Source organism: Sodalis ligni (assembly GCF_016865525.2).
Taxonomy (GTDB): Bacteria; Pseudomonadota; Gammaproteobacteria; order Enterobacterales; family Enterobacteriaceae; genus Acerihabitans; species Acerihabitans ligni.
Window position 1 is genome coordinate 2,309,381 of sequence record NZ_CP075169.1, and the last position, 22,754, is coordinate 2,332,134.

Below are 22,754 nucleotides of genomic sequence, written 5' to 3' on the forward strand. Positions count from 1 at the left end.
ACCGGCCTAAGCTCCGGCCGATTGCCGCGCTGATACTGCGCCCTCGGGCATGACGGCTGTTCCAAGGCCCGATGTTACGGAAACGGATCACATAAAGCGATCCGCCCCGCCGGACGCTTCCACCGTGTGCCCGGTGACGAAATTATTGCGGGCCGACAGCAAAAAGGCGGCAATGTCGGCAATATCCTCCGGCTGGCCAAAATGGCCAACCGGGGTTCTCTCCCGGCCCAGCCGCGCTATGATTTCCTCATCGCTGCTCCCTTTGAGCTCCGGCCTGCGCGCCCGGACGCCGGGCAGCATATTATGCGCCCAGTTCTCGGTGGCCACCGCGCCCACGCCGATGGCATTCACCAGAATACCGTCGGCGGCGACATCCAGCGCCAGGCTGCGCGTCAGGTTATTGATGGCGGCGCTCAGCGCGTGAGACACCGTCAGCGGCGGATTGGGAAAAATGCCGCCGATGGAGGAAATATTCACGATACGGCCCCACCGGCGCTGCTGCATGCCGGGGATAACCTCGCGGCAAAATCGTCGCATCGCCGAAAATTTCACTTCCGTCATGCTGTGCCAATCCTCCTCCGAGGTGGTAAGCAAGGTGCCGGTGTGCGCACGCCCGGCATTGTTGACCAGTAAATCGATGCCGGCGAAATGGCGCAGTGCCTCGCTGACGACCGCGCGGGGAAATGCCGGCTCGGCCACGTCGCCGGCAATGGCCAAGGTTTTCACCCCATATTTATTTTCCAGCGTTTGGGCGGCGGACAGCAATCGCTGTGCGTTTCTCGCCACCATGACGAGATGCACGCCATTATCAGCCAGCTCGGCACAGATACTAAAACCGATACCGGTACTGGCGCCGCTCACCAAAGCCACCTTGCCCGCAATCTTCAAATCCATCATTTTTCCTTATTAAAATCCGTCCGCGGGCAGTAGCGCAGGCGATGCCAATCATCGCCTTTACCAGGGCCAGCGGTTGCCGAGATAGTCCAGATAATGGTGCCGCCCCGAATCGCGATAGCGTTCAATTACCCTGGCCATGCCGTTCACGCTGGCAGCAACGTCGATTTCCGCGTCAACAGCGCCGTCCAGGGTGCCCATTGTGGTGGCGACCCAGCCCGGATGAATGGACAAAACGCTATGGCTCAGTTCCCTGATATGGGCATAAATACCTCTTGCCGGAATTTTGAGAGCGGCTTTACTGGTCCTGTATAACTCCAGACCGAGCCCTGCTTCAACATTTTTTTCAATGCTGCCGCGATGTGAGGACATAAACGCCATGGCGCCCCGGGGTTTCAGGTAGGGCAATGAGGTGGGGATTCCCATTAATGGTATGGAAATCACTCCGATTTTTAAAGCGATAAATGTTTATTATCTCTTTCACTATAATGACTTAACTACTCCATAAATTTCTATCTACGCTTTGTGTGTTTAGCGACGCCTATGGCCGGAGAATGAGTCCCGAGGCCGGGTCGACAGACGGTGCAATATATATCCCCGCTGAATGGCTTCGGGTGAATCGCTAAATACAAACAGAGCTGAGAGTTCTTCAGTGCCAAACATTCGATGGACTTAAAAGAGGAAATATATGGATATCTCCCCAACCTCAACCTTTTCTCCAAACACAGTAAATACAATTGACCACGACAATAGACAAAATATAGACATTTTCAACCAGTGGGACACTTGGGCTAAGCAGGCTCCAGAAGGCGGCTCGGAACAGCGCGACACAGCGGTAAAACGCCTGCGCGATTGTAAGGAACGGGGCGCCACCTATTTGAATTTGAACTGTCTGCATCTTTCAAGCCTGCCGGATGAACTGCCCCCGAGCGTGCTGAATCTAAAAGCCAGCGGTAACGCTTTCACCTCCCTGCCGAAAGCACTGCCGCCGGGTCTCGAGGAATTGGATGTTGATAATACACCCTTGGAGGAACTGTCGGGCAATCTGCCGCCGACGTTGCATCACCTCCATTTAAGCGGTACCAAGCTGCAAACCATTCCTGGCGGCCTGCCGCCGGAATTGAAGTCGCTGCATCTGGATAACACCCCTATGGATAGCCTGCCCGCCATGCCGGATGGCCTGCAAGCGCTATTTGCCGGCGGGACCAAACTGACCGGCCTGACAGGCCCGCTGCCCCCCGGGCTGAAGGCGTTGCGCCTAGACGGTACCCAGATATCCAGCCTGTCGCCGAACGCTCTGCCTGCAGGATTGGAAGTTCTCAGCATGAGCGGCTCGCCATTGACCAGCCTGCCCACGCTGCCTTCATCATTAACAAACCTGAATGTGAACAACACTCAAGTGAGCGAACTACCGATGCCTTTGCCCGCGGGTCTTCAGATTTTGCAAGCCAACAATACCCAACTGGCGGCTTTGCCCGCCAATTTATCAGCCACGTTGAAGCTGTACATTGCCAATACTCCGCTGGCAGGCTTGATTGAGAAGCTGTACCCCGGCGTTTTGCAGGCCGGGGGAGCCTTGTCCTTGAGTATGCTACCGGGGGGCGTGCTGGCAATAGGGATTATCGGCGGGTTCATCGGCAACGGAACGGCGGGTGGAACAGCCGGCAGTACGATCATCGGCGCAGCTACCGGCGGCGCGCTGGCCGGGGCAGTACCCGGCAATCCGATCATCGGCGGAGTGGTTGACGGCGCGCTGGCCGGGGCAGTGCCCGGCAATCCGATCATCGGCGGAGTGGTTGACGGCGTGATGGCCGGGGCAGTACCCGGCAATCCGATCATCGGCGGAGTGGTTGACGGCGCGCTGGCCGGGGCAGTGCCCGGTAATCCGATAATCAGCAGAGTTGCTGACGACACGATACCAGCCGGCTTGCCGGAGGCTGTGGCGCCCGGCGGCGAGACCGGGGAGGGCGCCATTGATGGTGCAATAGACGGCGGCGTGCCGGCCGGCGTGGTAACCGGCAACGCAATGGGGGAGAGCTCTCCCGCAGACACAATAGTTAATGGCGCGGCAGAGGAGACTGTTCCCGAGGCCGAGGCGACCAGCGAGGTCGCGTAAAGCGCATATCCGTTGCTGCGAAAGTGTCGGGGGGCTTGCGCCCCCTTTTCCCATCTCAGCTGTCCTATACGCCAGGGTAAAAGAGGCGAGCCGGCTTGGGCCGGTCAGTCAGTGGTAAACCTTTGCCAGACGTTGCCGATATCTCTGAAGCGTTCAATGGTAAAAATGATATCAAAATAAACCTGGAAAAAAACGTCATCCGTTCTCTCTTCATCGAATTGGTATTCGGTTAACAATTCTCGCAGGGCCGATTCCGTTTCCCGGCCGATGTCAAAATCAATAATGAATTCATGCAAAGGCCGTTCCCCTAGGATCAATTTGGCTAAATCGGTCTGTATGCTGGGTATATAGGGTAAGCTAGCGGACGGCGGATCGCCTGCGCGTGAGCGTTTTTGCCGGAGAGCCCGGAATTTTCTTCGTAAGTGCGCCAAATAAGCGATAAAGTCATGGAGATGGGTGTGCATGGTGATAATGCTTTGCAACTGAGTATTGTGCCGGGCGTAAACGTAACGGTTTTATTGTCGGCGTCGTCGGCGCCCATAGGCCGGTAGGTGGTAAACCAGGAAGGATGCCTTCGTTCGATGGTTTGACTGATATAATAGGGATAGGCTTTAATTTGAACCTGCAGTTCATTCGCCAGAACTTGCGCCATGGAATACTTGCCGCCAAATCCGCTAAAACAAGAGTAAAGATCGATATGTTTTAATTGAGACAGATTATACACCTCAGGCTTGCCCAACATCAGGCCGCGGACTACATGGGAGAACTCGGTGGCGTCCATGTAGTTAACATTGAACGGCATGCCGTGTACCTTGATTTGAATATGGCTTTTAGCCCGCCCATGGGGATAATTTCCCAATGTTCACCCAGTAATGACTCTTCCCTTGACATAGGGATCCGTTTTTCAACCGGTTCCGGGTCATCGCCTTTACGGCCAGAATTTTTTCTTCATAAGGGCGATGCGATCGTTGAGGATGTTTCCTCAACCCTTTTACATTACCGGTTATAACGCTCAATTCCATATCATCATGCCTGAGCTTTAAGTTTACGCCTCGAAATATGCCTAGTTCCTCAGCCACCAGAATGGCCGGATGATCGGGTAACCGGGGATCAAAAAGTATTGTCCGCGCTGGCGAAACGCCCATTGCCGATACTGACCTGGGAATGCATCAGTAGTCCCTTTGATCATAATACAGTACCAATTTGCCCGGATTAATGCGGGTGAGGATGTCAGGTTCGGCACCAGCAAGCCAGAGTCCAGAATAGTGCCGGCCGGGAGTATGCTGGATTTGGAAACAGTCAAATGATTTAAAAGCGCTTCCGCCTGTTCAGCATCAATATGGTTTGCCTCTGCTAAAATCTTGGGCGGAAGGGCTTCAAAGGGCGTTTTTCCATAAAGCCTTCTGATAGCCTTCCGGCAAATAACACGAAATGAAGGCGTATCCACGGAGAAAATAGGATATTTCATTTTAGTGCGTATTGACTATTTTGAAGTACCGTACTTTGATACCACGCCGGCTCTCTGATCAAATAACTATCCTCGGTTATCGCGGATGGCGATAAGTCTTTATTTTGTGAAAACTGCAAGGCATCTTTAATACCGCTGTAATCTTTGTATTTTATCAAAGCAAACTCTGATGGTACGTCGTTTTTGTATTTTCGTAACCATTCTTGTTCTGAATATACCTGGGAGTTACTGTTATTTAAATTCTTTGGTGGTCTGATTGCCTGCAGGTCAATAATATAAGCATTCTTACCGATGATATATTTTATTAAAAATGATTTATAGGATTGTTATCCCATTTGTCGACCCAGAAATTGATTGCCCGAAAACTGATAGCGGTCTCGAATTTGGCAGGAGACTGTAAAATTCATGAATCATGAGATCTTGTAGCGTGGTATAGCCTCCTCGCGAAAAACATCGTCTTTGGGACGTTACCCGTTAGACGGTCGGCCAGTGCCAAGAGAATATCATCTTTGCTGAAATGCGAAGATAACATATCATTCAGGAAGTATTCATTTTCAGTCATAAAAAGGTCAGTATCTTTTGGCACTGTTCCGAATGAAAATCTTCGTCTGCTGACGGCATTTGCAAGGAGACCGCGCTTTCAAATTGAATATCCGGTATGACGTTTTGAGCCGCCAGGGTGGAGAACTGGTCTAAAATCATAGGGATTCGATGCCTACGTCTATCGGGCTGATTTCCCAATTATCTTTACCGTGCGGCACAACCGCTATGGCAGTGCCCATAATATCGTCGTTGTTGGGATCCAGTACTCGCCAAACTTCTTTTATCTCATCGCGCTGTACTTGGAATATGTCATCTCTATCCTTTATATAATGCCGGGTATTTTAATTAATGCACTGTCCGTATAGATGCCATCCCAAAGGGGTTTTAATTTATCGGGGCCGATCTTCATACTCCATTCTTTTCGCAAATTTTGCTGAAAAATTTTGTGCCTTGGTACGGGAGTTGACGAATTGTATGTTTTTCTTTATACCATTATAACATAGCGTTGGTAAATTAACCACGCCTCTTACGGTTAAAGGCAATGGATTGATAAATTTCAAGAGATCTCCTGAAATTGTCTTTGCTGATGAAAAGACATCTGTGGTGCCAATTTTATGAATTCACCAATAAAAACTGTTTTAACATGTGCTTGGCGATATTTTGATTTTTGCCGATTTCAGTATCATTGCTATATAATTTTGCGGAATTCTGCTCAATGAAATTCCCGTGGGAATAAGAGCTATTATGAGATCAAATATATCAAAACGACGTCTTCGAATTTCAACGTCATATCGTTGTCCTGCCAATAACGCTCGATAGTCCGATAAAATGGAATATGCATTGTAATAAAATCAATCCACGTCGGCCTCAATAAAGAGGTTTTCAATCCCATACTAACTTCCAACAATGTTTTAAAATTCAGGGTATCAATGAAACTTCGCAGGTTTTGTTCAAGATCGATTTCCTTAAAAGCCGCAAAGGTGATTTCAGGCGTTGGGTTGGCGTAATCATTTTCTTCCGGCGTAACCAGTAACATATCCAAGGGTTATCACGGTCGTCTGGCTGGTTTAAAAACAGCAGCTGCAACTCGCTCATACTAACTGAAAATTTGGCGCGGCTTCTCGCTTGCAGCCCATCAGGAGCGCTCTTCCATTGAGACATAAGCCTTGAGATCAACTCAGTACTATAAAGCTCGTCGATGATGGAAATAAAGGTGAAATCCGCTAAGGTAGAAATAAGGACTAGCCTGTTAGTCTTTGTTTTAACGATAGACAGGAAACCCAGGTTAGTCACTGGTATCGATACGCTAGGGCATTAGCCAAGGTGTTTTGTATATATTTTCGAGAATAAACCTTGAAAGTATAGGCCTCTTGGGGGTAAAGGAGATCATAATAGCCTATAAGGGAATTCTTAATGGCGAAAAACTTTTGAACTTTGATTCTTTATTAATCGTAAGTATTTTATAATAAATGAATTGATCATAATAATCACGCTTATCATCAAACTCACTGGAAGGTTTTAACGTATACAGGCTGGAAAAGGTTGCCTTGCCGGCCATGTTGAGCTCTGCGGCAATATTGTTCTCTTGCTCAATAAATTGACGGGCGACGTTCAGAGCATGAACATCACGCAGTCGATGAGACACTTTTCTGCTTTAATCTTTGATATATACCAATAAGCTGATGCCCATAGCAACAAAATGATATACCCTTGGTCAATCATGTTCTTGTAATATATCAGGCGCGAATCATAATCGTCATCCTCAAAATCTATTGGCGCAAACTGAGCTACCGCGGCGAACTTTGCTTCGGTTATTCGCTGTTCTTCAGTTTCCACCACAATGAACCTGTTTTCTTGTAATATATTCTTTACGATTTTATTAAAGTCCATTTGAAAAGATATTAAAATATCAGAATAAATAAAAGACATTTTGTCTTTTATTAATTGTGAAGTGTAGTCATTATTCCATGTTGCCGGCATATGTGTGTATATATTTCTATTTAAGCTGAGATGTATAATGTCTTGAAATAATTTCTTAGCCTGGTAAAATGGCTTGATATTTATCTCATGCCACTGATGCTGCTCCATTTCTGGATCGTCAGTTATTCTGAGCAGTTCGATAACTTTTAGCGTTATACCTAAAACGGAACCATGTTCGGTGCGTAGGCTCAAATAATTGGTAATTTCGCTTGTAAACGTGTTTGAAAATTCAATTTCATCAATTTCATGCTCCGGTACATCAAATAGCACATTGAATTTTGATAATTCGCCAGGGATGAGAAGGTTTTCGCCTTGTAAACTAACGCCATTTTCTCTGGTAAAATCATATAATTTGTAGAAATATCTTTTTGATTAAATTGTCAATTCTTTCATTGTTTTCCTGCAATAACGACTTCAGTAATTGCATGTCGTTCTTGTAAAGGATTCGCTCCAGGACGGTAAACCCTGGAACGGCATAAAGCTCATTGCAATAATCAAGCTTTGCGTGTTCCATCAATAGCAACGTTTTATAATGCTTTACATATTTTTCTTTTGCTCATAAATAGCATTTTTATATAACATATGTATATTGTTTTTCGCATCAGAAAATGTGACGCCTTTTTATACTCTATTGTTTCATAAATTCTCTCCTTGTCTGGATCATCATGTAAAACATTAATTGATCAATATCAAGCTTGAGAAAATTGCTTATTTTAATCTGACTTTTTCATACTTATTTATCGCATCGCGGGTAGCTACGCTGGCTTGTTGTCTTTCCTTGCATTCATTAATGATTTTTCAATTTTCCTTTTAGCAAGATAAGATGAACACATTTAGTCTCTTTTGCGAATATATTACCTTTATCAAAAATATCTTGGACTTTTTCCCTACATATTTATCAAAAGACAATAGCATGTCGAGAGAGTCGGAAGCGGAGCCGGTGCTTAGTTGAAACACGGACAACATATGCTCTAATTCCCGCTGAGCTTCATGATGGGGCATGGAGATCCGGGTTTTGATTTCATCGATAACCACGGTCAACGTTTTATGGACAAAAAAGTACTGTTCGTCGTAAGGCTCGCCCGGGGATGGATGGCATCCGTTGAGCATGGGGACAGGCGTAATTTCATCATTGATGAGATCTTTAATGTCATTGGGCCACTCCTCTTCAAAAACATCATTCTGGTCTACCGGCGTCTCCTGCGCAGCCGCCCCGGGCAGGGTAAAGGCCTTGAGCAGGTTATCGAGGGGCCGCGCAAGTATATTTTTCCAAACCGTCAATAAAGGGATCCAAGACCGGCCGGCGAGCTGTAGCGTGGCGAACAATGACGTGGTTTCTGTCTGGCGGCCAGGATAACCTCCCGGACGACCGTCGGTCTCGCGCAAAGGTGAACCGTATTGTAGCGCAGGCTGGCAATACGCCGTGCTTAAGCCGGCCCAGGCCAGCATCAATGAACAGCCTAAGTTGTAATGATTGACGCTGCTTGGCGGCAAATGATAGATCTCGCCGTCGGAAATTATCATCTTGCCTGAAAAATTCCCCACGTATATTTCCCGGCCGCTGGGTAGGGCAACGATTTTGGTGAATACCGAACGTCTTTTTTCTTCAAAATGCAGCGTGATATATTTGCTTCCGTGCGTTCTTAGCAGGCTATCGGGATGGCGATTTAACTCTTCTACACAGGAAAATAATCTATCCGCTTTTATCTCTTCCGCATCGAGATGTTGAGAGACATTATTTGGGGAGCAGGATGCTATGTTATGAAACGCCTTTTTTTTGCCGTATGCTACATAAGCGTTGCCGACGCTGCTTTTTGCTATGGATGGCTGTGTTAACCGAGTCTCGGCGAGTTGCTGCAGGGGGACAGCGGTGGTTGGGTAAGCACTGTTGGCGCATGAGAGGCTTTTCATTTTCCTGACTCCTATAAATATATGATTAATACATTTTTTATTTCCAACTCTTAATGGTAGATATTTGCTTGAAGTGATATATTTCTTCGGCAAAGTTTATTCTTTTATAAGGAAAAATAGTTTTTACATTATTATTTTGCGGAAAATTTAATTTTTCTCTAAAGAGTGTATTCGGTATTTAATTGTTAATTTTCAAATAATATACCGAATGGAATCAATTATTTCTGGAGCAGTATTTAATTTTCGTATCTTAGGAAAGCTGGTTATAAACATTACCCGTTGAGAGTAATTTTGTCTGCTTAATTAAGGTATGCTGGGGTTAACAACATGATGAATCCGCTTCATCGTACGGCCTTCTCCACGCAGAGAAGGCCATGCAGACCGCGCGGCGTTTTTACCGGCCGCCGCGATTTACCGCAAGGCGGCCAACATTCAATAGGCCGCGACTTTATTTAATACGCGCACCAGCTGAGTAACGAAGCCGTATTCGTTATCGTACCAGGCGACGGTCTTCACCAACTGCAGATCGCCTACCTCTGAGACTTCGGTTTGGGTGGCATCAAAAACCGACCCGAAATGAGTGCCGACAATATCGGAAGAGACGATTTCTTCTTCGGTATAGCCGAATGATTCATTGCCTTCGGCGGCTTTTTTCATCGCTGCATTCACTTCATCGACGGTGACCTTTTTATCCAGTACCGAAACCAGCTCGGTGACGGAACCGGTGAGGTTCGGCACGCGCTGGGCATGCCCTTTCAGCTTGCCCTGGAGTTCAGGGATAACCAGGCCGATGGCTTTAGCCGCCCCGGTGGTATGGGGGATAATGTTTTGCGCCGCCGCGCGCGAGGCACGCAAATCCTTGCCACGCGGTCCGTCAACCAGCGACTGGGTGCCGGTGTAAGCATGAATGGTGGTCATGGTGCCGATTTTGACGCCGAAACTGTCATTGAGGACTTTAGCCATCGGCGCCAGGCAGTTTGTGGTGCAGGATGCGACGGAAAGGAAGGTGTCTTCAGGGGTGATGGTATCGCAGTTCACGTTGAAAACAATGGTTTTCATATTGCCTGCCGGGGCGGAAATCAGCACTTTTTTCGCGCCGGCGTCCAAATGGGCCTGCGCTTTTTCACCGGAAGCATAAAAGCCGGTGGACTCAATCACAATCTCGACGCCAAGCGTGCCCCATGGGATATTTTTTGCCTCTTTTTCGGCATAGACGGCGATTTTCTTGTCATTGACGATGATGGCATCGTCGCTGTAATCCACCGTGCCGTGGAAGTCACGGTAGCTCGAGTCGTGCTTTAATAAATAGGCCAGCACCTTGGGCGAGGTGAGGTCGTTAATGGCAACGATCTCCACGTCGCTGTTGGTTTCCAGAATCCGGCGCAACACCAAACGTCCTATACGACCAAAACCATTGATACCAATCTTCTTCATACCTTACTCCTCATAAACAAATTACGTCAGTAATAGATAACCGCTTTTCATGAGCAAGCCTGCACACTGATATGTAAGACATTACTAAGATAGCTAAGGATTAGCCAGAGGGGGCAGACATAATGCGCAATAAAGGTGCGTTGCGATATGTTATATTACTGAATTATATTGTATTTTATAATCGAAAAATTATGTTTCGCTAGATTAGCCTACGCGTTTTCGCCAAGGGCAATGGCATCTGAAGAAACGAGCGCTACCTCAGGATGTAATCATTGTCCGGGTGAACGATAGAATATTAGGATTACGAGTGTATTAATGCGTTGCGGCGTAAAATCCCGCCCTGGGTCAAACAGGGCAGGAAGCGCGGGTAGCGCCGTATTTCTGAGGAATAACCCACGTCTAATGACGGCGTTTGTGCCTCGACGTTATTTATCACTGTTTGTCCGCAGTTATAAATAATGCCTTGCTAAATCATTGCACAAATTGATCAGTTCGGGGAATTCTTGGGAAACAGTGTCAATTGTCTCGGGGGGGAGCGAGGGGAAATTTTCCTTTTTCAAGCATTCAAGCAAACGATGGATACTTATGGCGTATAAAAATCTGGCGTTGCCGACCAGGGTGTAATAGCTTTATCCGCGCCATTCAGGATACCACGCAGGGATTCACTAGCCGTGCCCTGCTCACCGAATAAGCTTTCCGGAAAAATAATTTTGCGTATGCATCTAAACCTTTTATGCGGAGGCGGGCCCATGCTGAATATAATATACTTTCGAGGCGTTATGGCACAAAGGCCTTCGTTTATTCTGTTAGAAAGTTCGACCAAATCAGGTAAATTTTCTTTTTTTCCAAAGGACGGGTAAGTTATCATGATTTGTTTTGAGCCTCTTTGCTCAAAAAAGAGATTTGAGGAAAACTTCCCCACCATCAAATTCCTCTTGATCTTGGTAGCATGACAATTTTTTAACAAAATTTCATATAATGGCTGTTCACTTTTCCTAAGGCTATTGATATTATAATTTCCTTTCATCAATACACGTATAAGCTTGCCGAAGGGGCGCACAGGTGGTTGAACCCCCGCTTCTAAAAGTGATGCAAAAACTTCGATAATCCTTCGATTCCAGGTTAGAGAATACACCTTTGACGAAAAAGGCGCCGTTCGCGTCAGTTGACACATGCTATTTTCAACGCGGATAACGCCGCTAACCGCATTTTTGCCCCTTGCTATGATTGTTAAAAGTGGTTTGGGGTACGGCGTTGGTCGCTGGGATATTTAGATTCAAAATAATCACCTCTTTATATAAACGTGAATTACCATGATACACAATTCTTATTTAATTTTTTAAAAAAGCTCAATGCTGTCTATACTTTTATAATGATTGAACAACAAAACCGGGTGAAAATGACTTACTGGTAATTAATGTTTCTGCTAACCTTGGTTAATATTCAAATGCTTTAATGTTGCAATATTAATAGACAATGGCCCGTACGGCGGATAAGTCGTTATACCGCTTAATGGCTTATGTCAATGGACAACCGATGGCAAATCGCTAAACTCGGTAATACCAATAACTCGCTGTGTATCCATACAGGGTTGTCCATGGCAATCAATCTGTTTGAAGACGAGCCGCCGCCCTGGCCCAGGGCGATGCCGTGGTGTGGGGCGGCCCGTCGCGTCTGGGCTTCCACGGCAGCCTGCCGGTGAAGGAGGGCTATCATTCTCTGGTGGGATCGCACTGTATCAATATTACCTTTCGCAAGACGTTATAACAGCGAGAACTGATGCGGGCGGCTTACATCGGATTCGATATCCGACAGACGCCACGACTCAATATCCGTTGCCTGAACGTCGTCATTTACCGGCAAATCTCTATCATGAATCGGCCCCCGTACCAGGGTATTTAATCAGCGCCGCCATGCGGCCTAAGAAATTGGCAGCAAAAGGTTTTTTTTCATTGAAAATAATTATTGCGCATTTAGTCTTTATAGTTAATTAATAGCGGGATTAATGTGCTTTTCTCGGACGTTTATTTTTCCGCGCTGCGCTGTCAATTGCGAGACAGGGACATCATCGGTCGTTGTCTTTCTCAGGCGGCGCTGTTTCCGTCCATCGCCACAGGAGCCTGATGATGAAAGTCGCCATGGGTCAGTTTATGGTCGCCCGCGAGTGGCAGGCCAATGCCGACAGCTGTATTGCCCTGATGCAAGAGGCGCGGCAGGGCGGCGCCGATTTGCTGGTGTTGCCGGAAGGCGTGCTGGCGCGGGATAACGCCGATCCTGATTTTGTGCTCAAGGCGGCGCAGCCGCTGGACGGCCCGTTCGTCGCGCTGTTGCTGGCCGCCAGCCGCGGCAACAGCCTTACCACCATGATGAACGTGCATGTCCCCGCGCCGCTGGATAAAGCGTGGAACGTGCTGATCGCCATACGTAACGGCGACATCATCGCTAACTACCGCAAGCTGCATCTCTATGACGCCTTTTCCGTGCAGGAGTCCCGTAACGTCACTGCCGGCGACGAAGTCCCCCCGCTGGTGGAGGTGGCCGGGATGCGCGTGGGGCTGATGACCTGTTACGACGTGCGCTTTCCCGAGCTGGCCCGGCGGTTGGCGTTGGACGGCGCGGATGTGCTGGTGCTGCCCTCCGCCTGGGTTAAAGGGCCGCTAAAAGAGATGCATTGGGAAGTACTGGTGACCGCCCGGGCGCTGGAGAACACCTGTTATGTGGTGGCGGTGGGGGAATGCGGCCCGCGCAATATCGGCTGCAGCCTGACGGTGGATCCGCTGGGCGTCGCCATCGCCCGTGGGGCGGAAGCGCCGGCGCTGGTGTTTGCCAGTCTCAGCGCCGAGCGCATCGCTTACGCGCGCCGGCAACTGCCGGTGCTGGAAAACCGCCGTTTTTCTTCTCCTCGGCTCAGCGTTTGAATTGCAGGGAATCCGTCCGCGCCAGGGGCCGATACGCCGGGAGCGTATTGGAACAACGCCGTCAGGCGTTGGGCCGAAGGGCGGCTGCCAGGGAGGGTAGCCGTAGCCGCGCGGATCGAGCCCACAGGGAGGTGTTTACGGCAGATTTGCCTTTTAGCTACGATCTGGCAGCCTGTCCCGACCGGGCAATTTGTCAACACACTCAGGCGGCCCAATCGGGCCGCCTGCCGTTATACAAACAGATTGCCGCCGATATAGGACCCCACGGGCGGGGCGGGCGGGACGAAAAAAATCCCCGACCCGATATGGGAAATATATTCATTAAGGCCATCGGAAGCGCCAAGCTTGGTTTGCAGCGTCTCGAATGCCGCCGGGTCATTCTGGTAGCTGATAAACAGCAGGCCCGCATCCAGCAGCCCGACGTTATTGATGCCGTCAGTGTAATTGTACGAACGCCGCAGGATTTTCAAGCCGTTGTTATTCTCATGGGCAGCCAGCGCAATATGCGCGGTGGCGGGGATCACCAGGTTGCCGTCGGCGCCGGTCTTTTGAAAATCCGGCGTATCGAACTCCTTGACGCCGGAGAGCGGGGCGCCGGAAACCTTGTGGCGGCCGAAGACGTCATTCTGGTTGCTGACCCGGTCGGTATCCCAGTTCTCGATGTGCATCTGAATCTTGCGCACCACCTGATAACTGCCATAGCGCTGCCAGGCCGGTCCATCCTTAATCCAGACAAATTTTTCAAAGTCGGCGGTTTCCATAATGTTGCGCGTCCCGTCTTTATATCCCAGCAGGTTGCGCGGGGTGGACTGGCCTTTACCGGCGGAGGCGCGGCCGAATCCCATCACCGTCCAGCGGGTTGACGCGGCGCCGGTATCCTTGGCGATACGGGCCAGATCGCGGATGGCATGATAAGCCACCTGGGGGTCGTCGGCGCAGGCCTGCAATGAGAGGTCGCCGCCGGTGAGTTCCGGCTTCATGGCATCGCTGGGCAATTGCTTGAGCTCGCGCAGGAGCGGGGGTTTATGCTGCGCCAGACCATAGGTATCGGTGAAGACCTTGAGCCCGAGGCCCACCGTCACCGTCAGGGAGGCGGGTCCGAGATCCAGGGCCTCGCCGGTATCGAAACCGACGCCATAATCCCGCACCGGTTCCACCTGTCCGATGGTTTGTCCTTTCGTCAACTGGGCGATGGCCGCCGACCAGCGCGCCAGCAGCACCTGCAGCTCGGTGCGCTGCGTGGTGGTCAAATCAAATGTCATAAAGAAGGTGTAGCGCTGGGGGGGCGTACGGATGCCCGCCTGTTCGGCGTTGCCGTAAAAGGCGTGGGACCGGGACAGGTCCACGCTGTCCTCCGAAGAGGACGGCACCGCTTGCGCGGCGCCTGCGTAGCTGGATATGCCCAGGGCGCCGACGACGGCGCCGCGGATCACATCGCGGCGTGAAAACTCCCCGGCCGGCTTATCGGCCGGGGCGTCTTTTTCACTCATAGCTTATGCTCCTTGCCTGCGGTGGCGACTTTTTCGGAAATTTTGGACAAGGGTTCCTGCAGGGCCTGGATGCTCTTGCTGAGTTTGGTGGCATCGGAGGCTTTCAATTGGTCGGTATAGAGTTTATAACCGCCGGGTACGCTCGGGTCGCGATAGGTTTCCAGCAAAGTATGCACGGCGGCAAACTGGGCGTTGACCTGTTTAGTCAGGTCGGGGTCAATTTTTTCCATACCGGGTTGCAGAAAAGCGAAGGCCTGCTGCGCCCCTTCGACGTTACCGGCGAAGTCCACCAGGTCGTAATGGCTGAAGGCTTCCTCCTCGCCGTTGATTTTGGTGGATTGTACCTCTTCAAGCAGGTCGGCGGCGCCGTTGGCGAGATCTTCGGGCTTGTAGTTCAGGGACTTTACTACATTGTCGAGCTTGATGACATTGGCTTGCAATTCGGCCGCCAGCTGTTTGGTCTCGTCGGTTATCTTACCATTCTGGAACAGGTCACGTTCGATGGCGTGGAAGCCGTGCCAGCCTACCTTGGGATCCAGGTTGGAGGCGCGCATATCGATGAGGTAATCGAGATTACCCGCATTGTCGGTGGCTTTGAAGCCGGGCAGAACGAAACCGTCCACGTCCGATTCAACGCGTTCATAGAACGGACGGGCCTGCGGATAATCCGTTTTGGCCTTGTCGAGGTCGCCGGCGTCAATGTCGGTTTTCAGCCGGTCCACCGCCGTCTTCATATCATCCACCACGCCGTTTACGTAGGTTGCATAGCCTTTGGTGCCGACGGCGAGAATCGATGCCGTGCTGCCGGTAGGCCGCGCGGCGCTCTTGCCGGTGACTTTGAAGTTCACCATTTCCTGTTTGGCGCCGGGGCAATAAATCTGATAAGCGCCGCCGTCAAGGGTGAGCGTAAAGCTGACGGTGGGCAGCCCGGGGGCGAGATTCTCTTTCTCTCCCAGTATGCGGTTGTTGCTTTGCAGTTCAACCTCGGTGATGGAAGTGGCGGTCTTGTTGGTGACCGAGAAGGTCACCGGACCGGCCTTGGCGACGCTATGGTCGAGAACACAGGTGCCGTCATTGTCCCCGGTCATGGTGATCTTCACCTGGGAGACGCCGTTTTTTACCGGCGCCGGGGAAGTATCCGCTAAGGCATCAATGGAATAGATGCCGCTGGAAAACAGGATAAGCGTCGTAAGACCGGCAGTGGCGATGAACGGACGTGACGGAAGATGGGTACGCGGCATGTGTTGCTCCTTTATTAATCGAGATTATCGGCATTAAGACTGCACGGTGGTTTTGAATCGGCGGTGTCGGCTTTGGCGGCGCGGCACAGCCGGATTAGAATACGGCCGGCGGAAACAATAAGGAGGATCGCGGCGATAGCCAGCGCGACCGGCACGGCGACCGCCCAGAACTGCCGCTCATCCCGCGCGGAGGCAAGAAGATTCAGCGCGGCGACGGCCTGGTCCCGGTAGGCCTCATCCACCTGCCAGTGACAGGCGGAGGAGGGGGCGTCGGTATCGTTGATCATCAGCGTACGAGGCGTCTGAAGACCGCTGCCGGACAGCGTGAGTACGTTACTGGCGCTGGTGTTCGCGTCCAGCAACACGCCATCGGCAATCCAGACCCGCGTGGAGCAGTTCATCGACAGATCCGCGCGGTAAGGCCCCGGATGCTGCTGAGGATTGAGACCGATGGGGATCCGTCCGCCATTAAGGGCGACGACGTCATCGAGACTTACCGAGGAGGGCGAATCCGGCATCCGGCTGGCGTCGCTGAGGGTCCATACGGAGGCCTCGATGCCTTCATAGTTCTCCTGCTGGCGTTGGTCTGACCGTAAGATCAGCGTTTTCTTTTGCCCGTCGCGGGTAGCGATTTCGAGGGTAGCCGGTGAATCTGCGGATGCCGCGTCCAGGCGAAGGGTGCCGATGGGCTGGGGATCGGCGTCCGCCACGGCGACTATCGTGGCCTGGTCGGCTATAGCGGGACGGGGTTCCGGATAAAGCAGGAACATAGCCAGCGCCACGACGGCGAGCGCGGCGGCGGCGGTGATCCGGAGCCGGGCGGATAAACGCGGCCCCGGACGCAGGGACAACGGCCAATAGACAAACAGAGCGACGGCGATGAGATAAATCAGCCAGCCCGCTACCTCAATCTGTCTGGGGTCAGCCGGTATACCGAGTACGCCGGTAATCAGCGCCGACTGTATGGTGCCGGGGGCAACGAGCCATGACAGGTTCAGCGCCGTCTGCTGGCCGACATTCAGCCAGCCGGCTTCATGTGCCGTGCGCAGGGAAGAGATCACCAGCCCGGCGGCCACCAGAATCAGGAAGGCGCCGGTAAGGCTGAAAAAGCGTGAAAGATTGATTTTCACGCCGCCGATATAGATGCCCCAGCCGATAATAACGGCCATCAGTAGTCCGATCACGGCGCCCACGACGGCCATTTGCGCCGATTGCGCCACCGAGAACGTCGCCAGCAGAAATACGCTGGTTTCGAAACCCTCTTTCAACACCGCCAGGAACGCCATGCTGGCCAGGGCATAGGCACTGGCCTGGCTTAAGGCGTTCGCCGCTTCCGCCTCCAACCGCTGTCGCATGTTGTGCGCGTGGGCGTTCATCCAGGCTATCATGCCGGTGACGAAAAAGACCGCGATGCCGCCGATAACCGACTCCATACCTTCCTGGCGGGCCTGGGGCAAAGACTGCTCGGCCAGGTCCAGGGCGACGCCGACGATGATGGAAAGTATCACCGCTAAAACAACGCCAATCCACATGGCCGTCAGGCGTTTCCCGTTCTTGCGCAGAAACGCCGCTATAATGCCGACTATCAGCGCGGCTTCCAGGCCTTCACGCAGGCCTATCACGAGGGTGGCTAACGTTTTGGACCTCTTTCAATTATTTTTAGGGGTAAAATACGAATGAATATTAATACCATTAACATTCAGAATGAGGAAGGGGAGATAACATGAAGAGTAATGAAACACATCGTAAAGTGTAAAGAAATGTGTATAAGCCATTCCAGCGGACGAACTGCGCTCGCAACGTGGCCGCCGGGTTATCTTATCTGGACGCATGAATGTATTTGACCGGCATGCCGGCCGGTAAATATCAGCGATCGTGCAGCAACAGCTCGCCGTAGCCATACCTGCGGGTGCGCTCAAGGGTGGCCATGACGTCACCATAAGAGCCTTCGATTGCCGCCGGCAGGGTTTGATTTTTCAGCAGATAGCCCGTCAGCGCCGCGCTGAACAAATCTCCGGTCCCTTTCGGGTAAATGGCGATGCGCGGGTGCGAAAAGACCTGCTCCTTTTGCCGGGTCACCATAATGACGCGCAGTTCATTTTCACTGCCGCCGCTGCTCCCCGGCGCGGCGCTGGTGACCACGACCCACTGCGTCCTGCCGGTAAGCAGCGTCCGGGCGGCGGCAATCACGCTGTTTATATTGGTGATTTGCCGTCCGGTTAACAATTCAAGCTCAAAACAATTGGGCGTCATCCCCCGGGCCAGGGGCAGCAGACGGTCAAGGTAGGCCGCCGTCATCAGAGGATTGACGTAGATGCCGGTATCGTAATCGCCGATAACCGGATCAATGATGACCTGTATATCGGGACGGACGGCGATAAGGCGGGTTAACCATTCGGCCAGAATCCCGGCCTGGGAGGGGCCGCCCATGTATCCCACCAGGATGGCTTTGGCCTGCTCGGTGACGCCGCGATCGTGCAGTCCCTGCAAATAGCCGCTGAACCAGTCATCCGACAGCGCGCCGCCGTAGAGGGTGGGATAATGCGGAGTATTGCTGAACATAACCGTGGGAACGGGGACAACGTTCAACCCCATTTTCTGCAGCGTCGGGACGGCAACGCTGTTACCCACGCATCCGTAGACGACCTGCGACTGGATGGATATCACATCAACAGGCAGGGTTTTCAAAGGCTCGGTCATAATAAAAATAAAGGGCTCCGACAACAGGGTGTCTTATTGTAATGCCGTTAGCGCAAAACCAATAATTTTTATATTGTTATCCCTGTTCAAAGGGTAGCCGCCGCGGATCGGTGTCATGTCTCCCAAGATCCGCGGCCCGTCCAGGATAATTTCCCGGACGATCTTGCCTTTGTCACGCCTTATTGATCCACGATAAACCCATCCAGATGAGGGCGCATGGAGATGGGTTTGCTCAAAGGCGGACGAATACGCTGCGCGTCCGGCAGCAAGGCCATGCCCAGTCCGGGCCCGTCTGGGATATCCACGAAACCGTCCAGCGGCAGAGGAACCTTGTCCACGATATTGCTTCCCAAATGCTCGGGACGGGATTCGAAAATGCCCGCTTCAAAGCCGGTGGCGTATTCCTGGATGGCGAAATTGGGGATCGCGGCCGCTAGCTGCAGACAGGCGGCCAAGCCAATAGGGGAAAGGGGATTGTGAGGAACCACCTGGACATGATGCGCTTCAGCCATCGCGGCGACTTTTTTACCGCCGGTAATGCCGCCGCATAAGCACAAATCCACCCGGGCAAACTCCATTGCATTGCGGCTCAGCAGCGCCTGGAATTCATAAATAGTGGAAAAACGCTCGCCGGTGGCAATGGGAACAGGGATTTTTTCCGCCACACGGGCCATGGCATCAGCGCCTTCAGGCCGGATGGGGTCCTCTACGAACATCGGATAATAGTCCTCAATGCCGCGGGTGAACGTTACCGCTTCCGGCGGCGTCAGGCGGCGATGCAGCTCAATTAACAAATCGACACGATCGCCCACCGTTTCACGCATGCGCCTGACATTATCAATGGCATCACGCATTTTCCGAATGTGTGTTTTAAAGTAAATCTGATCATTGCCTTCATCAAGAAAAGGGTTGAGATGGCCGAATGCCGTAAATCCCGCCTCCATTTTGGCCTGGCACTCTTCCAGGATTTTCTCGATCGTCCGTTCGTAAATATGGCCATAGATGCGGGCCTTTTTGCGAACCGGTCCTCCCAGCAATTGGTAAATGGGCACCTTCAGCGCCTGGCCTTTAATATCCCAAAGCGCGATATCAATGGCCGAAATCGCGGCATTGATGGCCAGCCCCTGGAAATAACTGAAGCGATGCATCACATTCCAGTGATGTTCGATATCGAACGCCGGTTTACCTTCAAGATATTCGGCAAAACGACATATAGCCGCGCCAGATGCCTCAATATGCCCCCAAGCGCCCGATTCTCCATAGCCAACCAGTCCGCTATCGGTTTCCACACGGGCAAACATGAACTGACCGACGTGCAATGGCTCAACCCGGATTATTTTCATATGCTCCTCACTTACTGTTTATGTCTCAAATACCGCTGGTTACCGGCTCAGCGTTGATGAAAATTTACTGGACGCTCCCGCTTTTTCATTCTCATTGATCTCGGCATCGCGTAGATCGCGGCCACGGGTTTCCGGTCCCAAAAAGACTGACAGCGCGGTCAAAACCGATAACACAATGACGTAGACGGAGACCAGATTGGGATCCCCTCCGCCCACGGCTAATAAACTCAGGGCGATGATAGGGGCAATTCCTCCGGAAATCGGCGATGTGACTTCTCTTGCCAGTGAAAATCCGGTATAGCGGACGCGGGAAGGAAACATTTCCGCCAGCCACGGGCTTTGCGCCGACGTCATCATGGTTTTGGCAACGGAAGAAACCAGGAATAAGCCGCTGTAAATCCATATCAGTTCGCGGGTTTGCAAGAGATGGAAAAAAGGAATAATCGCGAGGCCGGAAAGAATTGCGCCCCCCATATAAACGGGTTTTCGTCCCACGATATCGGAGACCCAGCCAAATAAAGGCACCGTGATAAATTGCAATGCGGTACTGAACATCAGCGCGGTCACTATAGTATCTCTGGCGATGTGCAGTTGCTGGGTGACATAGACGATAACAAAGGATTCATAGATATAGGCGAGTGAGTTATCTCCCAGCCTGGCGCCCCAAGCACAGAACAACTGGCGTTTTGACGTCCTGAAAACCTCGCGCACCGGATTTTTGATGACGGCGTTCCTGCGTTTGAGTTCTTCAAAGATAGGCGACTCTTTCAGCTTCATTCGCAGTACGACGCCAACGACGATCACCACAGCGCTTAATAAAAAGGGGATGCGCCAACCCCACACCTCGAATGCCTCTTTGGATAAGTGTGACGAGAAGCTAAAGGTGGCCAGGGATAACAGTAAGCCCAGGGCCACGCCCATATAGGGCATGGCGCCGTAAAGGCCGCGCCGCCTGACCGGCGCATTTTCCACCACCATTAATACCGCCCCGGCATATTCAGCTCCCGAGCCGAGTCCCTGCAGGGCGCGGAGCAGGGTTAACAACACCGGCGCCGCGATACCGGCCTGGGCATAGGTGGGCAGCAGGCCCATCAAGGTGGTGGAGCCGCCCATTAATAGCAGGGTGATCACCAGGACCTTTTTACGGCCGATACGGTCGCCCAGGTAGCCGAACAGCACGCTGCCGAACGGACGGACGAAAAAACCGATGCTAAAGCTGCCGAAGGCCAAAATGGTGCCGATCAGGTGGTCGAACGAAGGGAAAAACAATCTGTTGAATAACGTTGCCGCAGCGGTAGCATAAAGATAATAATCATACCATTCAACGGTGGTGCCGATGATGGCGCTGAGTATGGTATTACGGATTGCCTGCCGGCTTTCCGGCGTTTCAGCGATTGCATGTTCCACGACGAGCCCCTTTTGTAGGTGTACAGGTTTTGGCCAACGTTGGAATGAAAACAGCTCAGGACAATTTATTGCTACACTCTCAGTCAGCGTGAAATGGTGCTTATAAAACGGGATATGCGCAGTGCCAGATAAATTGGAAACGTTTCCGGAAACGTTTCCATAATTTAAATTCCATTATCAAATACTGTCAAGTTTCTACGGCCAGAGGAGGCATATGAGTTCAAAAAATGAGATACCGGTCAATGAACGCGCCGGGATCCGTCAAGTTGCTGAACTGGCAGGGGTGGGTATTGCCTCCGTTTCCAGGGTGCTTTCCGGGCAACCGGGGTCAGTAAAAAAATGACAGAACGGGTTTTGCAGGCGGCGGAACAATTAAACTATACGCCGAATGTCCTGGCGCAAAGCCTGCGGCGCCGTTCGACCAAGTCGATTGGATTTGTCTGCTCGGACATTACCAATCCGCTGCTGGCGTCCATCGTTAGCGGCGCGGAAAGCGTGCTGGCGGCTGCGGGGTACTCGCTGTTGCTGACCAACTCCGGCGGTATGCCGGAAATGGACGCGGAGCATATAGACGTATTGCAGCAGCGGCAGGTGGACGGCCTGATTTTGCTGCCGTCGCTGGAAAATGATGCGGCAACGCTGCATGCCCTGCGCAAAAGCGCCATGCCGTTGGTGGTAATTGACCGCACGCTACCGGATGACGTTAACGCGAACAGGGTGCTCTCGGATCATTATCTTGGCGTGGGGGCTGCCGCCAGGGCGTTGCTGCAGCAGGGTCACCGGCGTATCGGGCTTATCGTCGGACGGGATGTCCGGCCGACACGGGAACGTATCCGCGCCGTGCGCGATGCGTACCTGGCGTGCGACGCGGCCCCCGATTACCTGATTGAAACCGGCATTCTGTCCATTGGCCACGGCGAGCGGGCCATGGCGCGATTATTGGCATTACCGTGGCCGCCCACGGCGGTGATTTTAGGCGGCAACCAACTGCTGGAAGGCGCGTTAAAGATCATTTCGCAACGCAAGCTGACCCTTGGCCGTGACTTTTCATTGGTTTGCTGCGATGACGTTGCGCTCAGCCGCCTGTTTTCCCCGCCCATCGCCACGGTCATGCGGGACAATATTTTATTGGGCAAACGCGCGGCTCAGCTCTTATTGGGGCAATTGGACAGCCCCCATGAATCTGAAGAAGTCCTGTTACCCACCTGGTTTGAAAACCGGGGCAGCTGCGGCCCGGTGGCGCCTGCGCGCAATACCCCGGACGAGTAAAGGCCCGGCGCGATAAAGCGGATCGCTGATGGCGCGTTTG

The 22,754-nt window shown here is 51.9% G+C and carries 21 protein-coding genes and 1 pseudogene; 5 read left to right on the forward strand and 17 right to left on the reverse strand.

Translation table 11 applies throughout. The features are described from left to right. Positions 1-87: 87 nt before the first annotated feature. Positions 88-897 (reverse strand): SDR family NAD(P)-dependent oxidoreductase, encoded by an 810-nt coding sequence (locus tag GTU79_RS10800; RefSeq protein WP_253073531.1) that lies wholly within the window; start codon positions 895-897, stop codon positions 88-90. 57 nt (positions 898-954) lie between these two features. After that, a complete protein-coding gene (locus GTU79_RS10805; RefSeq protein WP_203521922.1) occupies positions 955-1,266 on the reverse strand; it encodes a Rossmann-fold NAD(P)-binding domain-containing protein in 312 nt (103 codons plus the stop codon). Positions 1,267-1,771: 505 nt separating this feature from the next. Between GTU79_RS10805 and GTU79_RS10810 the strand changes: the two genes are divergently transcribed. Then, a complete protein-coding gene (locus GTU79_RS10810; RefSeq protein WP_214513915.1) occupies positions 1,772-3,010 on the forward strand; it encodes a leucine-rich repeat domain-containing protein in 1,239 nt (412 codons plus the stop codon). A 104-nt stretch (positions 3,011-3,114) separates the two neighbouring features. Here GTU79_RS10810 and GTU79_RS10815 read toward each other — a convergent pair whose 3' ends face one another. The 9 genes from GTU79_RS10815 to GTU79_RS10855 form a co-directional block, all read right to left on the reverse strand. Beyond that, positions 3,115-3,306, reverse strand: a complete 192-nt coding sequence (locus tag GTU79_RS10815; RefSeq protein WP_214513916.1) for a hypothetical protein — start codon at positions 3,304-3,306, stop codon at positions 3,115-3,117. Positions 3,307-3,332: 26 nt separating this feature from the next. Further along, positions 3,333-3,812 carry a hypothetical protein gene (locus GTU79_RS10820; RefSeq protein ID WP_214513917.1) on the reverse strand — a complete coding sequence of 160 codons (480 nt, stop codon included), beginning with the start codon at positions 3,810-3,812 and terminating at the stop codon, positions 3,333-3,335. 261 nt (positions 3,813-4,073) lie between these two features. Continuing rightward, a complete protein-coding gene (locus GTU79_RS10825) occupies positions 4,074-4,478 on the reverse strand; it encodes a hypothetical protein (RefSeq protein ID WP_214513918.1) in 405 nt (134 codons plus the stop codon). A 1,285-nt stretch (positions 4,479-5,763) separates the two neighbouring features. Continuing rightward, positions 5,764-6,063, reverse strand: a complete 300-nt coding sequence (locus tag GTU79_RS10830) for a hypothetical protein (RefSeq protein WP_214513919.1) — start codon at positions 6,061-6,063, stop codon at positions 5,764-5,766. Positions 6,064-6,417: 354 nt separating this feature from the next. Continuing rightward, positions 6,418-6,666, reverse strand: a complete 249-nt coding sequence (locus tag GTU79_RS10835) for a hypothetical protein (protein ID WP_214513920.1) — start codon at positions 6,664-6,666, stop codon at positions 6,418-6,420. Further along, a complete protein-coding gene (locus GTU79_RS10840) occupies positions 6,633-7,271 on the reverse strand; it encodes a hypothetical protein (RefSeq protein WP_214513921.1) in 639 nt (212 codons plus the stop codon). The genes GTU79_RS10835 and GTU79_RS10840 overlap by 34 nt, the downstream gene beginning before the upstream one ends. 540 nt (positions 7,272-7,811) lie before the next feature. Next, positions 7,812-8,912: a hypothetical protein gene (locus GTU79_RS10845; protein WP_214513922.1), complete on the reverse strand. Its 1,101-nt coding sequence runs from the start codon at positions 8,910-8,912 to the stop codon at positions 7,812-7,814. 432 nt (positions 8,913-9,344) lie between these two features. Continuing rightward, on the reverse strand, positions 9,345-10,346 hold the full coding sequence (gene gap, locus GTU79_RS10850) for a type I glyceraldehyde-3-phosphate dehydrogenase (RefSeq protein WP_203521915.1): 1,002 nt from the start codon (positions 10,344-10,346) through the stop codon (positions 9,345-9,347). Between the two features lie 583 nt (positions 10,347-10,929). Further along, entirely contained in the window at positions 10,930-11,520 is a 591-nt protein-coding gene (locus GTU79_RS10855; RefSeq protein WP_214513923.1) for a hypothetical protein, read from the reverse strand. Between the two features lie 458 nt (positions 11,521-11,978). Between GTU79_RS10855 and GTU79_RS10860 the strand changes: the two are divergent. Together GTU79_RS10860 and GTU79_RS10865 are read left to right on the forward strand one after the other, a co-directional pair. Then, a pseudogene (locus tag GTU79_RS10860) lies at positions 11,979-12,113 on the forward strand (alpha-ketoglutarate-dependent dioxygenase AlkB); the annotation flags it as partial. Between the two features lie 359 nt (positions 12,114-12,472). Then, positions 12,473-13,264: a deaminated glutathione amidase gene (locus GTU79_RS10865; RefSeq protein WP_203523103.1), complete on the forward strand. Its 792-nt coding sequence runs from the start codon at positions 12,473-12,475 to the stop codon at positions 13,262-13,264. A gap of 230 nt (positions 13,265-13,494) precedes the next feature. Here the strand turns inward: GTU79_RS10865 and GTU79_RS10870 are convergent, their stop codons facing one another. The 6 genes from GTU79_RS10870 to GTU79_RS10895 form a co-directional block, all read right to left on the reverse strand. Then, on the reverse strand, positions 13,495-14,754 hold the full coding sequence (locus tag GTU79_RS10870) for a Dyp-type peroxidase (RefSeq protein WP_203521913.1): 1,260 nt from the start codon (positions 14,752-14,754) through the stop codon (positions 13,495-13,497). After that, positions 14,751-15,995, reverse strand: coding sequence for an iron uptake system protein EfeO (gene efeO / locus GTU79_RS10875; RefSeq protein WP_203521912.1), 1,245 nt, complete (start codon positions 15,993-15,995; stop codon positions 14,751-14,753). The genes GTU79_RS10870 and efeO overlap by 4 nt, the downstream gene beginning before the upstream one ends. A 14-nt stretch (positions 15,996-16,009) precedes the next feature. Next, on the reverse strand, positions 16,010-17,617 hold the full coding sequence (gene efeU, locus GTU79_RS10880; RefSeq protein ID WP_203521911.1) for an iron uptake transporter permease EfeU: 1,608 nt from the start codon (positions 17,615-17,617) through the stop codon (positions 16,010-16,012). Between the two features lie 244 nt (positions 17,618-17,861). After that, positions 17,862-18,683 (reverse strand): pyridoxine/pyridoxal/pyridoxamine kinase, encoded by an 822-nt coding sequence (gene pdxK, locus GTU79_RS10885; protein WP_253073532.1) that lies wholly within the window; start codon positions 18,681-18,683, stop codon positions 17,862-17,864. Positions 18,684-18,874: 191 nt separating this feature from the next. Beyond that, positions 18,875-20,038: a mandelate racemase/muconate lactonizing enzyme family protein gene (locus GTU79_RS10890; protein WP_203521909.1), complete on the reverse strand. Its 1,164-nt coding sequence runs from the start codon at positions 20,036-20,038 to the stop codon at positions 18,875-18,877. A gap of 39 nt (positions 20,039-20,077) precedes the next feature. Next, entirely contained in the window at positions 20,078-21,445 is a 1,368-nt protein-coding gene (locus GTU79_RS10895; RefSeq protein WP_165934130.1) for an MFS transporter, read from the reverse strand. Positions 21,446-21,659: 214 nt separating this feature from the next. Here GTU79_RS10895 and GTU79_RS10900 point away from each other — a divergent pair, with 214 nt between their 5' ends. Both GTU79_RS10900 and GTU79_RS10905 read left to right on the forward strand, forming a co-directional pair. Then, positions 21,660-21,788, forward strand: coding sequence for a LacI family DNA-binding transcriptional regulator (locus GTU79_RS10900; RefSeq protein ID WP_214513924.1), 129 nt, complete (start codon positions 21,660-21,662; stop codon positions 21,786-21,788). Further along, complete coding sequence (locus tag GTU79_RS10905) at positions 21,785-22,714, forward strand: LacI family DNA-binding transcriptional regulator (protein ID WP_214514135.1); 930 nt, start codon at positions 21,785-21,787, stop codon at positions 22,712-22,714. The genes GTU79_RS10900 and GTU79_RS10905 overlap by 4 nt, the downstream gene beginning before the upstream one ends. Positions 22,715-22,754 lie beyond the last annotated feature (40 nt).

What these genes read in the sequence shown, in the direction of transcription:
- GTU79_RS10800 (WP_253073531.1), bottom strand. Translation starts at nt 897, where the DNA reads ATGATGGATTTGAAGATTGCGGGCAAGGTGGCTTTGGTGAGCGGCGCC.
- GTU79_RS10805 (WP_203521922.1), bottom strand. Translation starts at nt 1,266, where the DNA reads ATGTCCTCACATCGCGGCAGCATTGAAAAAAATGTTGAAGCAGGGCTC.
- GTU79_RS10820 (WP_214513917.1), bottom strand. Translation starts at nt 3,812, where the DNA reads ATGCCGTTCAATGTTAACTACATGGACGCCACCGAGTTCTCCCATGTA.
- GTU79_RS10825 (WP_214513918.1), bottom strand. Translation starts at nt 4,478, where the DNA reads ATGAAATATCCTATTTTCTCCGTGGATACGCCTTCATTTCGTGTTATT.
- GTU79_RS10845 (WP_214513922.1), bottom strand. Translation starts at nt 8,912, where the DNA reads ATGAAAAGCCTCTCATGCGCCAACAGTGCTTACCCAACCACCGCTGTC.
- gap (WP_203521915.1), bottom strand. Translation starts at nt 10,346, where the DNA reads ATGAAGAAGATTGGTATCAATGGTTTTGGTCGTATAGGACGTTTGGTG.
- GTU79_RS10855 (WP_214513923.1), bottom strand. Translation starts at nt 11,520, where the DNA reads ATGTGTCAACTGACGCGAACGGCGCCTTTTTCGTCAAAGGTGTATTCT.
- GTU79_RS10865 (WP_203523103.1), top strand. Translation starts at nt 12,473, where the DNA reads ATGAAAGTCGCCATGGGTCAGTTTATGGTCGCCCGCGAGTGGCAGGCC.
- GTU79_RS10870 (WP_203521913.1), bottom strand. Translation starts at nt 14,754, where the DNA reads ATGAGTGAAAAAGACGCCCCGGCCGATAAGCCGGCCGGGGAGTTTTCA.
- efeO (WP_203521912.1), bottom strand. Translation starts at nt 15,995, where the DNA reads ATGCCGCGTACCCATCTTCCGTCACGTCCGTTCATCGCCACTGCCGGT.
- GTU79_RS10890 (WP_203521909.1), bottom strand. Translation starts at nt 20,038, where the DNA reads ATGAAAATAATCCGGGTTGAGCCATTGCACGTCGGTCAGTTCATGTTT.
- GTU79_RS10900 (WP_214513924.1), top strand. Translation starts at nt 21,660, where the DNA reads ATGAGTTCAAAAAATGAGATACCGGTCAATGAACGCGCCGGGATCCGT.
- GTU79_RS10905 (WP_214514135.1), top strand. Translation starts at nt 21,785, where the DNA reads ATGACAGAACGGGTTTTGCAGGCGGCGGAACAATTAAACTATACGCCG.